The following is an 11,954-nucleotide window of genomic DNA, read 5'->3' as shown; positions in this document are numbered from 1 at the left end:
CGCATGGGCTGAAGCCAGTGTTTCGGTGAGGTTGACCAGCAGGTCTTCGGTACTGATGCTGTCGATGACTCTGAATACCTGTCGGACGTTTCGCCATCTCCCGCGAACGAGCTTGTGTGGCGAGGGAGCTTGCTCCCGCTGGGGTGCGAAGCGCCCCCAATAAAGCTATCGCGGTTATTCAGGCAAAAACGCGTAAGCCGTTCTGGGGCTGCTGCGCAGCCCAACGGGAGCAAGCTCCCTCGCCACAGGTGATGTGTGTACGGCGCTAGCCCTTCGCTGTCCGTGAGACCGATCTGCTCCCTCAAGCAAAAGTTGGAAGGCTTCTTGCAATACCGCCTTCAGGACGCCTCCCGGCGTCAAAAGTTTGCTTCAAGGAAACGAGGAATACCGGTGGATCGCTCTCAAATGCTCAGCACGGCCCGTGGCACCCTGACTGACCTCTCGCGAGGCAATCTGGGTGTGCCGTTGTTGTTGCTGGTGATGCTGGCAATGATGATGTTGCCAATGCCGCCGTTCCTGCTGGACGTGTTCTTCACTTTCAACATTGCGCTGTCCGTGGTCGTGCTGCTGGTGTGTGTGTACGCCCTGCGGCCGCTGGATTTCGCGGTGTTCCCGACGATTCTGCTGATCGCCACGCTGCTGCGGCTGGCGCTTAACGTGGCCTCCACCCGGGTGGTGATGCTCCACGGCCAGGACGGTCACGCCGCCGCGGGCAAGGTGATCCAGGCTTTCGGTGAGGTGGTGATCGGCGGTAACTACGTGGTCGGTATCGTGGTTTTTGCGATCTTGATGATCATCAACTTCGTGGTAGTGACCAAGGGCGCCGGGCGGATTTCCGAGGTGAGCGCGCGTTTCACCCTCGACGCGATGCCCGGCAAGCAGATGGCCATCGACGCCGACCTCAACGCCGGCCTCATCGACCAGAACCAGGCCAAATCCCGTCGTCTTGAAGTCGCCCAGGAAGCCGAGTTCTATGGTTCCATGGACGGTGCCAGCAAATTCGTGCGCGGCGACGCCATCGCCGGCCTGTTGATTCTGTTTATCAACCTGATCGGCGGCATGGCGGTCGGCATCTTCCAGCACGGCATGACCTTCGGCGATGCCGGCAAGGTTTACGCCTTGCTGACCATCGGTGACGGTTTAGTGGCGCAATTGCCATCACTGTTGTTATCTACAGCGGCGGCGATCATGGTGACCCGTGCTTCGGGCTCCGAAGACATGGGCAAGCAGATCAGCCGGCAGATGTTTGCCTCGCCCAAGGCGCTGGCCGTGGCGGCGGGCATCATGGCCATCATGGGCATTGTGCCGGGCATGCCTCACGTCTCGTTCCTGAGCATGGCTGCCATGGCCGCCGGCGGTGCCTACCTGTTCTGGAAAAAGCAAAACAACATCAAGGTGATTGCCCAGCAGGAAGTGGCGCGTCAGCAAGAACTGCTGCCATCGCCGGCCCGGGCCCTTGAAACCAAGGAGTTGGGCTGGGACGACGTGACCCCGATCGACATGATCGGCCTGGAAGTGGGCTACCGCCTGATTCCCCTGGTGGATCGCAACCAGGGCGGGCAGTTGCTGGCGCGGATCAAGGGGGTGCGCAAGAAGTTGTCCCAGGACCTGGGCTTCCTGATGCCTACCGTGCACATCCGCGACAACCTCGACCTGGCTCCCAGCGCCTACCGCCTGACCCTGATGGGGGTGATCCTGGCCGAAGCCGAGATCTACCCGGACCGCGAACTGGCGATCAACCCGGGCCAGGTGTTCGGTACGCTCAACGGCATTACCGCCAAAGATCCGGCTTTTGGCCTGGAAGCGGTCTGGATCGAAATCAGCCAGCGCAGCCAGGCGCAGTCGCTGGGCTACACCGTGGTCGACGCCAGCACTGTGGTCGCGACCCACCTCAACCAGATTCTGTACAAGCATTCCCACGAGCTGATCGGCCACGAAGAAGTCCAGCAACTCTTGCAATTGCTGGCCAAGGCCTCGCCAAAGCTGGCCGAAGAGCTGGTGCCGGGCGTGCTGTCTACCTCGCAACTGCTCAAGGTGCTGCAGGCGCTGTTGGCCGAACAGGTGCCGGTGCGGGATATTCGCAGCATTGCCGAAGCTATCGCCAACAATGCCGCCAAGAGTCAAGATACTGCCGCCTTGGTGGCCGCAGTGCGCGTCGGATTGTCGCGTGCAATCGTCCAAAGCATTGTAGGGCTTGACTCTGAGCTGCCTGTGATCACCTTGGAACCAAGGTTGGAACAAATATTGCTCAATAGTATTCAGAAGGCTGGGCAGGGCGCTGATGAAGGCGTGTTGCTGGAGCCAAGCATGGCTGAGAAGCTGCAGCGTTCGTTGATTGAGGCCGCGCAGCGCCAGGAAATGGAAGGCCATCCGGTGATCCTGCTGGTGGCTGGCCCCGTCCGGGCGATGTTGTCTCGGTTTGGACGCCTGGCTATACCGAATTTGCATGTATTGGCTTACCAGGAAATTCCTGACAATAAGCAAGTGACTATCGTCGCGACAGTAGGGCCCAACGGCTGAGGTAGTGGGATATGCAAGTGAAGCGTTTTTTCGCCGCCGATATGCGTCAGGCCATGAAACTGGTACGTGATGAGTTGGGCGCCGACGCTGCGATTATCGGTAACCGTCGTATTGCCGGCGGTGTGGAGCTGACGGCTGCCCTGGATTACAAGCCCTCGGCCCTGGCGCCGCGCGTGCCGAACATGGAACTGGAAGACGAGCTGCGCAAGACCGCTTCGCGCATTGTCTCGGCCCAGGCTGAACTGAGCATGCGTGGCGACAGCGACGCTTCCACCAATCGCCAGTTGTTTGCCGGGTTGCCGCTGACGGCGTCCGAGCCTCTGGTAGAGCCGACTTTTGTTGAACCGCCGCGTCCTGCTGCGCCCGCCCCGGCGGCAGCGGTAGACCAGCGGGTGTTCGACTCGATGCGTTTCGAACTCAACGGCCTGCGTGAACTGCTGGAAGTGCAGTTGGGCTCCCTGGCCTGGAACCAGTTGCAGGGCAGCCAGCCACAACAGGCCAACCTGTGGCGTCGCCTGCAACGCATCGGCCTGTCCGGCCCGTTGTCCCGCGACCTGCTGCAACTGACCACCCAAATTGAAGAACCTCGCCAGGCCTGGCGCATGCTCCTGGCCCACTTGGCGCGGATGATCGTCACCCCGGAAATCGAACCCCTGGAAGAAGGCGGCGTGATTGCCATGGTCGGCCCTGCCGGCATGGGCAAGACCACCACCCTGGCCAAGCTGGCCGCACGTTATGTGCTCAAGTACGGCGCGCAGAACATCGCGCTGGTGAGCATGGACAGCTACCGCATTGGCGCCCAGGAGCAACTCAAGACCCTGGGCCGCATCCTCAATGTGCCGGTGACCCACGTCGACCCGGGCCAGTCCCTGGCCAACGCCCTCGACCCGCTGCTGCGCAAGCGCGTGGTGCTGATCGACACCGCCGGCCTGCAAGCCAGTGACCCGGCCCTGCGCATGCAGCTGGAAAGCCTGGCCGGGCGCGGGATCAAATCCAGGAACTATTTGGTACTTGCCACGACCAGCCAGAAGCAGGTATTGACCGCCGCCTACCACAGCTACAAGCGCTGTGGGCTGGCGGGCTGCATCCTGACTAAACTGGATGAAACAGCAAGCCTGGGCGAAGTATTGAGCCTGGCCATCAGTCATGAGTTACCGGTCGCCTACCTGACCGACGGGCCGCGGATCCCGGATGATTTGCATCTGCCGCGCCGTCATCAGTTGGTCAGCCGGGCTGTCAGCGTGCAAATGCAGGAAGAACCGAGTGAGGAAGCGATGGCTGACATGTTTGCTGACCTCTACCACAGCCCGAACAAGCGAGTCGGCTGAGGCAATATGAACACATTGCAAAGTATCTACATCGATGGCCTGCCAGCAGTTCCCGCGGCCAACTTATGTAGCCTGCGTCTAAGCAAGACAAGGTAAAGAAATAAAATGGGCAGCATGCATCCCGTACAGGTGATCGCGGTGACCGGCGGCAAAGGTGGCGTCGGGAAAACTAACGTGTCAGTGAATTTGTCCCTGGCTCTGGCAGAGCTTGGCCGCCGCGTCATGCTGCTGGATGCTGACCTGGGTCTGGCGAACGTTGACGTTCTGCTGGGACTGACGCCCAAACATACCCTGGCCGATGTGATCGAAGGCCGCTGTGAGCTGCGCGACGTACTGTTGCAAGGCCCCGGCGGGATCCGCATCGTGCCGGCCGCTTCCGGCACCCAGAGCATGGTGCACCTGAGCCCGGCGCAGCATGCCGGCCTGATTCAGGCGTTCAGCGACATCGGCGACAACCTCGACGTGCTGGTGATCGACACCGCCGCCGGGATCGGCGAATCCGTGGTCAGCTTCGTGCGCGCCGCCCAGGAAGTATTGCTGGTGGTGTGCGATGAACCGACCTCGATCACCGACGCCTACGCCCTGATCAAACTGCTCAACCGCGACTACGGCATGAACCGCTTCCGCGTGCTGGCCAACATGGCCCAAAGCCCGCAGGAAGGGCGGAATCTGTTCGCCAAGTTGACCAAGGTCACAGATCGCTTCCTCGATGTCGCCTTACAATACGTTGGCGCAGTTCCTTACGACGAGTGCGTACGCAAGGCCGTGCAAAAGCAGCGTGCGGTCTATGAAGCGTTTCCTCGTTCGAAGTGCGCATTGGCGTTCAAGGCTATTGCCCAGAAGGTCGATACCTGGCCGTTGCCCGCCAATCCTCGGGGGCATCTGGAGTTTTTCGTCGAGCGATTGGTGCATCAGACGAGCGCAGGACCGGTGCTATGACAGCCAGCGGCTACAACCTTTACAAAAAGTCGGCACGTGACAGTCAGGTCGAATTGATCGAGCGCTATGCGCCCCTGGTCAAGCGCATTGCCTATCACTTGCTGGCGCGCTTGCCTGCCAGTGTGCAGGTCGAAGACTTGATCCAGGCCGGGATGATCGGCTTGCTCGAAGTGTCGACCAAGTACGACGCGAGCAAGGGCGCGAGTTTCGAGACCTACGCGGGGATTCGTATCCGTGGGGCCATGCTCGATGAGGTGCGTAAAGGTGATTGGGCGCCGCGTTCGGTACACCGCAATACGCGGATGGTGAGTGACGCAATTCGCTCAATTGAAGCAAAAACCGGTCGCGACGCTAAAGATCACGAAGTTGCGGCCGAACTCCAATTGAGTCTCGACGATTATTACGGGATTTTGAACGATACCTTGGGCAGCCGCCTGTTCAGTTTCGACGACCTTTTGCAGGACGGCGAACATGAAGGGCTGCACGAGGACGGCGCGAGTGCTCATCTCGAACCGTCACGCGATCTGGAAGATGAACGATTCCAGCGTGCGCTGGCGGACGCGATTGCCAATTTGCCGGAGCGTGAGCGACTGGTGTTGGCGCTGTACTACGACGAAGAGCTGAACCTCAAGGAAATCGGTGAGGTCCTGGGGGTCAGCGAATCGCGGGTCAGCCAGTTACACAGCCAGTGCGCGGCCCGCTTGCGGGGGCGTTTGGGAGAGTGGCGAGCGCGCTGACAGGCAGTGTGGGGACACTGCGAACGATACCGTCCGGGCTCTGCGCCCGGACGGGCTTGGCCCGTGGTGCGCCCCCGGTAGTCCTTTTTGTGTAACGCCTGTTGATTGATATGGCGCGCCCAGGTGCTGGGCGCGTTTAAGACTGCTTGGAGGTCGAATTGGACAAGAACATGAAAATCCTCATCGTTGATGACTTCTCAACGATGCGGCGGATCATAAAAAACCTGTTGCGTGACCTTGGGTTCACTAACACGGTCGAGGCGGATGACGGCATTACGGCGATTCCGATCCTCAACAGCGGGAGCATCGACTTTCTGGTAACAGACTGGAACATGCCGGGCATGACCGGTATCGATCTGCTGCGCCACGTGCGCGCTGATGAAAAACTGCGCAGCCTGCCTGTGCTGATGGTGACCGCTGAAGCCAAGCGTGAACAGATCATCGAAGCCGCCCAAGCCGGGGTTAACGGCTACGTGGTCAAGCCATTCACTGCACTGGCCTTGAAAGAGAAGATCGAAAAGATCTTCGAACGCATCGGTCATTGATGCTGCCACGGGGGAGCTATGGAGCATAAAGAATCATCGCAGGCCGACTTTGAGTCGACCCTGAAAAAACATGCTCACCAACTTGTCGAAAGCCTTGAAAAAGGCCATTTCGGTGACGCGGTGCAGTTAATCCATGAGCTCAACCAGACCCGTGACCGCGGCCTGTACCAGGAAGTGGGCAAGCTCACGCGTGAGTTGCACAGTGCGATTGTCAATTTTCAGATTGACCCGCACATGCCCCAGGCCGAAGAAATCTCGCAAATCACGGATGCCACCGAACGCCTGTCCTATGTGGTCAGGCTGACTGAGGCGGCGGCCAACCGCACCATGGACCTGGTGGAAAACGCCACGCCTCTGGTCAACGGTATGGCCAGTGAAGCCAAGGCCCTGAGCACTGACTGGGGCCGGTTCATGCGTCGGGAAGTGGGCGCTGAAGAGTTTCGTGAGCTGGCGCGTCGGGTCGAGGGCTTTTTGTCCCGCAGCGAGCAGGAAAACCGCACGGTTTCCAGCAACCTGAATGACATTCTGCTGGCCCAGGACTACCAGGACCTCACTGGTCAGGTGATCAAGCGCGTGACCCAACTGGTCACCGAAGTGGAAAGCAACCTGCTCAAACTGGTGTTGATGGCGGGCCAGGTCGACCGGTTTGCCGGCATCGAACATGACCGCGAAGCGATCCTTTCTGAAAAAGATCCACAAAAACACCTCGCCAAGGGTGAAGGTCCGCAGATTCATGCCGATAAACGTGAAGACGTTGTATCCGGGCAAGACGACGTAGACGATTTGCTGTCCAGTTTAGGCTTCTAAGGAGCACACCCATGAGCTTCGGCGCCGATGAAGAAATCCTTCAGGATTTCCTTGTAGAGGCCGGCGAAATTTTAGAGCAACTGTCCGAACAACTGGTCGAGCTGGAAAGCCGACCGGATGATGCGAACCTGCTCAATGCAATTTTTCGCGGTTTTCACACTGTAAAAGGGGGCGCCGGCTTCCTCCAGCTCCACGAGCTGGTGGAGTGCTGTCACATCGCCGAGAACGTGTTCGACATCCTGCGCAAGGGTGAGCGGCACGTCGACTCGGAACTGATGGACGTGATCCTGGAAGCGCTGGACGCGGTCAACGGCATGTTCAGTGAAGTGCGCGAACGTGCACCGATCACGGCCGCCACGCCGGAACTGCTGGCCGCCCTGGCGCGCCTGGCGGAACCGGCGGCCAATGCGCCGGTGGTCGAGGCGGTGGCTGAGCCTGTCGCCGAGCCTGCGGGCGACGTGACCGACAGCGAATTTGAGCAACTGCTGGACTCGCTGAACGCCGTCAAGGCCGAAGCCGAGGCTCCGGCGGCCAGTGCGCCGGCCGTGGTGCCGACCACTGAGGACATCACTGACGCCGAGTTCGAGTCCTTGCTCGACCAGTTGCACGGCAAGGGCCAGTTTGCCCCGGACGCGGTGGCCGCAGCGCCAGCGCCTACGGAAGCCGCGGCGCCTGCCAGCAACGAAATCACCGACGACGAATTTGAAGCGCTGCTGGACCAGTTGCACGGCAAAGGCTCGTTTGCTGCCGATGCACTGCCGGAAGTTGCCGCAACCGCCGCCGCACCCGCAGCACCGGCTGCTGCTACTGCTGACGCTGCACCGGCCGCCGATGGACTGATCTCCGATCACGAATTCGAAGCCCTGCTGGATGAACTGCACGGCAAGGGCAAGTTCACCGAAGTGGTCGGCGCTGCTGCACCGGCTGCTACAGCTGCCGCAGCGGTGGCAACGCCAGCGCCGGTGGCCGCCAAGGCCGCTGCGCCTGCAGCTGCCAAACCTGCACCGGCCCCAGCACCCGCGCGTGCCGCTGCCGCTCCGGTCGCCGACAAGCAACCGGCCAGTGAAGCCGAAACCACCGTGCGGGTTGATACCGCGCGCCTGGACGACATCATGAACATGGTCGGCGAACTGGTGCTGGTGCGTAACCGCCTGGTGCGACTGGGCCTGAACAGCGGCGATGAGGCCATGCAAAAGGCCGTGTCGAACCTCGACGTGGTCACGGCCGACCTGCAAACCGCCGTCATGAAGACCCGGATGCAGCCGATCAAGAAAGTCTTCGGCCGCTTCCCGCGCCTGGTTCGCGACCTGGCACGCCAGCTCAAGAAAGAGATCAACCTGGAACTGGTGGGTGAAGAAACCGACCTCGACAAAAACCTTGTCGAGGCCCTGGCCGACCCGCTGGTCCACTTGGTGCGCAACGCGGTCGACCACGGTGTCGAGACGCCGGAAGAACGCGAAGCCTCGGGCAAGAACCGCCAGGGCAAAGTGATCCTGGCGGCCGAGCAGGAAGGCGACCATATCCTGCTGTCGATCACCGACGACGGCAAAGGCATGGACCCCACGATACTGCGCAACATTGCGGTCAAGCGTGGCGTGATGGACAAGGACGCCGCCGACCGCCTCACCGACACCGAGTGCTACAACCTGATCTTCGCCCCGGGCTTCTCCACCAAGACCGAGATTTCCGACGTGTCGGGCCGTGGCGTGGGCATGGACGTGGTGAAGACCAAGATCAGCCAGCTCAACGGCTCGATCAACATCTACTCGACCAAGGGCCAGGGTTCGAAGATCGTCATCAAGGTGCCGTTGACCCTGGCGATCATGCCGACCCTGATGGTGATGCTGGGCAACCAGGCGTTCGCCTTCCCGCTGGTCAACGTCAACGAAATCTTCCACCTCGACCTGTCGCGCACCAACGTGGTGGACGGCCAGGAAGTGGTGATCGTACGCGACAAGGCGCTGCCACTGTTCTACCTCAAGCGCTGGCTGGTGGCTTCGGCCAAGCATGAAGAGCAGCGCGATGGCCATGTGGTGATTCTCTCCGTGGGCACCCAGCGGATCGGCTTTGTGGTCGATCAGCTGGTGGGCCAGGAAGAAGTGGTCATCAAGCCTTTGGGCAAAATGCTGCAGGGAACCCCGGGCATGTCGGGTGCGACCATTACCGGTGACGGTCGGATCGCGCTGATTCTGGATGTTCCGAGCATGCTCAAGCGTTACGCCGCACGGCGTATTTGATTCGGCCCGGGCAGGGCGGTTGTCCCTCGCCCGGCCTAACGGAGTGTTTATGGTAGTCAAGGTCCTGGTGGTGGACGATTCAGGTTTCTTTCGCCGCCGCGTCTCGGAAATTCTTTCATCGGATTCCAATATCCAGGTGGTCGGCACGGCCACCAACGGCAAAGAGGCGATCGATCAGGCCATGGCCCTCAAGCCAGACGTGATCACCATGGACTACGAGATGCCGATGATGGACGGCATCACGGCGGTGCGGCACATCATGCAGCGCTGCCCGACTCCGGTGTTGATGTTCTCTTCGCTGACCCACGAAGGCGCCCGGGTCACCCTGGATGCGCTGGACGCCGGCGCGGTGGACTTCCTGCCGAAGAATTTCGAAGACATCTCGCGCAATCCCGAGAAGGTCAAGCAGATGCTCTGCGAGAAGGTGCACAGCATCTCCCGCAGTAACCGACGCAGCCTGTTCAGTGCACCGGCGCCGGCACCTGTTACACCGCCACCGGCAGCCCCCAGCACCTTTGGTCGCCCGGCGCCTGCGCCGGTTGCGCGCCCGGCCGCAGCCCCTGTGCGTACGGCTGCGCCCGCCGCGCATTCGCCTGCACCCAAGCGCAAGGCCTACAAGCTGGTGGCCATCGGTACGTCCACGGGCGGTCCGGTTGCCTTGCAGCGGGTGTTGACCCAGCTGCCGGCCAACTTCCCGGCGCCGATCGTGTTGATCCAGCACATGCCGGCCGCGTTCACCAAGGCCTTCGCCGAGCGCCTGGACAAGCTGTGCCGCATCAGCGTCAAGGAAGCCGAGGATGGCGACATCCTGCGCCCGGGCCTCGCACTGCTGGCCCCTGGCGGCAAGCAGATGATGGTCGATGGCCGGGGTGCGATCAAAATCCTGCCGGGTGACGAGCGCCTGAACTACAAACCGTGTGTAGATATCACCTTCGGTTCCGCCGCCAAGTCCTACGGCGACAAAGTTCTGGCGGTGGTATTGACCGGCATGGGCGCCGACGGCCGTGAAGGCGCGCGCCTGCTCAAGCAGGGCGGCAGCGCGATCTGGGCCCAGGATGAGGCCAGCTGCGTGATCTATGGCATGCCCATGGCCATCGTCAAAGCCGACCTGGCCGACGCCGTCTACAGCCTGGACGACATCGGCAAGCATCTGGTGGAGGCCTGCCTGTAATGGATGTATTGAGCCTGATTGGCATCATCATGGCGTTTGTCGCGATTATCGGCGGCAACTACCTCGAAGGCGGCCATCTGGGTGCCCTGGCCAATGGCCCGGCAGCGTTGATTGTGATCGGCGGCACGGTGGGCGCAGCCTTGCTGCAGTCGCCCATGAGTTCGTTCAAGCGGGCGATGCAGATCCTTATCTGGATTATTTTCCCGCCGCGTGTCGACCTGCCGGGCGGCGTCGACCGGGTGGTCAACTGGAGCCTCACGGCGCGCAAGGAAGGCCTGCTGGGCCTGGAAGGCGTGGCCGATGCCGAGCCCGACAGCTACGCACGCAAAGGCCTGCAATTGCTGGTGGACGGCGCTGAGCCGGAAGCGATTCGCAGCATCCTGGAAGTGGATTTCTACACCCAGGAAAGCCGCGACATCAACGCTGCCAAAGTCTTTGAAAGCATGGGCGGCTATGCGCCGACCATCGGCATCATCGGTGCGGTGATGGGCTTGATCCACGTGATGGGCAACCTGGCGGATCCGTCGCAACTGGGCAGCGGGATCGCCGTGGCGTTCGTCGCCACCATCTACGGCGTGGCCAGTGCCAACCTGGTGTTGTTGCCGGTGGCCAGCAAGCTCAAGTCGATCGCCATGCGCCAGTCGCGTTATCGCGAGATGTTGCTCGAAGGCATCCTCTCGATTGCCGAGGGTGAAAACCCGCGCTCCATCGAATTGAAGCTTCAGGGCTTCATGGATTGATGGGAGGTATTTGTTGTGAGCCGTCGCCGCCGCGAGCCTGAAGAACACGTCAACCATGAACGCTGGCTGGTGTCCTACGCCGACTTCATTACGCTGTTGTTCGCGTTTTTTGTGGTGATGTACTCCATTTCCTCGATCAACGAAGGCAAGTACAAAGTCATTTCCCAGGCGCTGATCGGCGTGTTCAACGACGCTGACCGCGCCCTCAAGCCGATTCCCATCGGCGAAGAACGCCCCAAGACCGTGACCCCGGCCAAGCCGCTGGTCAATGACAGCGATGAAACCGCCGCCGGCATTGGTGGCACCAGTGACCCGCTGAAAAGCATCGCCGATAACATCAGTGCAGCCTTTGGCGACCTGATCAGCTCCAACCAGATGACCGTGCGCGGCAATGAGTTGTGGGTGGAAATCGAGCTGAATTCCAGCCTGCTGTTCGCCAGCGCCGATGCGATGCCCAGCGACCAGGCGTTCACCATCATCGACAAGGTGGCGGCGATCCTGAAGCCGTTTGAGAACCCGGTCCACGTTGAAGGGTTTACCGACAACCTGCCGATCAGCACGGCGCAGTATCCGACCAACTGGGAGCTGTCTTCGGCCCGCGCGGCGAGTATTGTGCGGATGCTGGCGATGCAGGGTGTGAACCCCGGGCGCCTGGCGTCGGTGGGGTATGGCGAGTTCCAGCCGGTGGCCAATAACGCCACGGCAGAAGGCCGCGCGCGCAACCGTCGGGTGGTGCTGGTGGTGTCGCGCAACCTGGATGTGCGCCGCAGCCTGACCGGTACCGGCACCGCCAATGCAACACCGGATGCCGCGTTGAAGCGGGCTGGCACACAAACTGCACCAGCGCCCGTAAAGGCGCCGGTTCGCGGGAGTGCCGTCAATTCTCCGTCACCGGCTCTATAACCCCATGCCATTTCTCGGTCGAGCCTG

General features: G+C 61.2%; 10 protein-coding genes. All 10 read left to right on the top strand.

Going from position 1 to position 11,954, the window contains the following annotated elements:
• The first annotated feature begins 390 nt into the window (after positions 1–390).
• Positions 391–2,520, top strand: coding sequence for a flagellar biosynthesis protein FlhA (gene flhA / locus LIY45_RS22415; RefSeq protein ID WP_026077959.1), 2,130 nt, complete (start codon positions 391–393; stop codon positions 2,518–2,520).
• Between the two features lie 11 nt (positions 2,521–2,531).
• Positions 2,532–3,848, top strand: a complete 1,317-nt coding sequence (gene flhF, locus LIY45_RS22410) for a flagellar biosynthesis protein FlhF (RefSeq protein WP_017477470.1) — start codon at positions 2,532–2,534, stop codon at positions 3,846–3,848.
• Between the two features lie 105 nt (positions 3,849–3,953).
• A complete protein-coding gene (fleN, locus tag LIY45_RS22405; protein WP_003192912.1) occupies positions 3,954–4,787 on the top strand; it encodes a flagellar synthesis regulator FleN in 834 nt (277 codons plus the stop codon).
• Complete coding sequence (gene fliA, locus LIY45_RS22400; RefSeq protein ID WP_003214541.1) at positions 4,784–5,524, top strand: RNA polymerase sigma factor FliA; 741 nt, start codon at positions 4,784–4,786, stop codon at positions 5,522–5,524. The genes fleN and fliA overlap by 4 nt, the downstream gene beginning before the upstream one ends.
• Before the next feature lie 170 nt (positions 5,525–5,694).
• Complete coding sequence (locus tag LIY45_RS22395; RefSeq protein WP_005790040.1) at positions 5,695–6,069, top strand: chemotaxis response regulator CheY; 375 nt, start codon at positions 5,695–5,697, stop codon at positions 6,067–6,069.
• A gap of 18 nt (positions 6,070–6,087) precedes the next feature.
• Positions 6,088–6,876 carry a protein phosphatase CheZ gene (locus LIY45_RS22390; protein ID WP_017477471.1) on the top strand — a complete coding sequence of 263 codons (789 nt, stop codon included), beginning with the start codon at positions 6,088–6,090 and terminating at the stop codon, positions 6,874–6,876.
• Between the two features lie 11 nt (positions 6,877–6,887).
• Complete coding sequence (locus LIY45_RS22385; protein ID WP_226477636.1) at positions 6,888–9,113, top strand: chemotaxis protein CheA; 2,226 nt, start codon at positions 6,888–6,890, stop codon at positions 9,111–9,113.
• A gap of 49 nt (positions 9,114–9,162) precedes the next feature.
• Positions 9,163–10,284 carry a chemotaxis response regulator protein-glutamate methylesterase gene (locus LIY45_RS22380; protein WP_093207495.1) on the top strand — a complete coding sequence of 374 codons (1,122 nt, stop codon included), beginning with the start codon at positions 9,163–9,165 and terminating at the stop codon, positions 10,282–10,284.
• Positions 10,284–11,024 carry a flagellar motor protein gene (locus tag LIY45_RS22375; RefSeq protein ID WP_017477474.1) on the top strand — a complete coding sequence of 247 codons (741 nt, stop codon included), beginning with the start codon at positions 10,284–10,286 and terminating at the stop codon, positions 11,022–11,024. Before LIY45_RS22380 ends, LIY45_RS22375 begins: the two co-directional genes overlap by 1 nt.
• A 15-nt stretch (positions 11,025–11,039) precedes the next feature.
• A complete protein-coding gene (gene motD / locus LIY45_RS22370) occupies positions 11,040–11,927 on the top strand; it encodes a flagellar motor protein MotD (protein WP_003210644.1) in 888 nt (295 codons plus the stop codon).
• The last annotated feature ends 27 nt before the right edge of the window (positions 11,928–11,954 follow it).

The sequence above is a fragment of the Pseudomonas sp. MWU16-30323 genome, assembly GCF_020515595.1.
GTDB classification, from domain to species: domain Bacteria; phylum Pseudomonadota; class Gammaproteobacteria; order Pseudomonadales; family Pseudomonadaceae; genus Aquipseudomonas; species Aquipseudomonas yamanorum.
This window is presented reverse-complemented; position numbering and strand designations above follow the sequence as displayed.

Excerpts from the sequence above, each read along its gene's own strand:
- flhF (WP_017477470.1), top strand. The coding sequence starts at position 2,532 with ATGCAAGTGAAGCGTTTTTTCGCCGCCGATATGCGTCAGGCCATGAAA.
- fleN (WP_003192912.1), top strand. The coding sequence starts at position 3,954 with ATGGGCAGCATGCATCCCGTACAGGTGATCGCGGTGACCGGCGGCAAA.
- fliA (WP_003214541.1), top strand. The coding sequence starts at position 4,784 with ATGACAGCCAGCGGCTACAACCTTTACAAAAAGTCGGCACGTGACAGT.
- LIY45_RS22395 (WP_005790040.1), top strand. The coding sequence starts at position 5,695 with ATGAAAATCCTCATCGTTGATGACTTCTCAACGATGCGGCGGATCATA.
- LIY45_RS22390 (WP_017477471.1), top strand. The coding sequence starts at position 6,088 with ATGGAGCATAAAGAATCATCGCAGGCCGACTTTGAGTCGACCCTGAAA.
- LIY45_RS22385 (WP_226477636.1), top strand. The coding sequence starts at position 6,888 with ATGAGCTTCGGCGCCGATGAAGAAATCCTTCAGGATTTCCTTGTAGAG.
- LIY45_RS22380 (WP_093207495.1), top strand. The coding sequence starts at position 9,163 with ATGGTAGTCAAGGTCCTGGTGGTGGACGATTCAGGTTTCTTTCGCCGC.
- LIY45_RS22375 (WP_017477474.1), top strand. The coding sequence starts at position 10,284 with ATGGATGTATTGAGCCTGATTGGCATCATCATGGCGTTTGTCGCGATT.